1 protein-coding gene and 1 pseudogene are annotated in these 551 nt (G+C 65.5%); both read left to right on the top strand.

Annotation, left to right across the window (positions count from 1 at the left end; translation table 11 throughout):
• A pseudogene (locus KE274_RS16355) lies at window positions 1-437 on the top strand (PTS glucitol/sorbitol transporter subunit IIB); the annotation flags it as partial.
• A 12-nt stretch (window positions 438-449) separates the two neighbouring features.
• Window positions 450-551 (top strand): PTS glucitol/sorbitol transporter subunit IIA (locus KE274_RS16815; RefSeq protein ID WP_368856138.1); only part of this gene is annotated, 102 nt, incomplete at its 3' end.

A 551-nucleotide genomic window follows, 5' to 3' on the forward strand; every position in this document is an offset into this window, starting at 1 on the left:
AAACCATTCTGCCGTTTATGGCATTCGTCTCGGCGCTGATCGGCATCATCATGGCGTCCGGCCTGGGCGACTGGATTGCCCACGGCCTCGCCCCGCTCGCGAGCCACCCGCTCGGGCTGGTGACGCTGGCGCTGATCTGCTCCTTCCCGCTGCTGTCGCCGTTCCTCGGCCCTGGCGCGGTAATTGCCCAGGTCATCGGCGTGCTGATTGGCGTGCAGATTGGTCTGGGGAACATTCCCCCGCACCTCGCCCTGCCCGCCCTGTTCGCCATTAACGCCCAGGCGGCGTGCGATTTCATCCCCGTAGGGCTGTCGCTGGCCGAAGCGCGCCAGGACACCGTGCGCGTGGGCGTGCCGTCGGTGCTGGTCAGTCGCTTCCTGACGGGCGCGCCGACGGTGCTGATTGCCTGGTTTGTCTCCGGCTTTATTTATCAATAAGAGGTTCCTGCGATGACCGTGATTTACCAGACCACCATTACCCGCATCGGCCAGAGCGCGGCCGACGCGCTGAGCGACCAGATGCTGATCACCTTCCGCGAAGGCGCCCCGGCG

The organism is Microbacterium paraoxydans (genome assembly GCF_018224615.1).
GTDB classification, from domain to species: domain Bacteria; phylum Actinomycetota; class Actinomycetes; order Actinomycetales; family Microbacteriaceae; genus Microbacterium; species Microbacterium paraoxydans_B.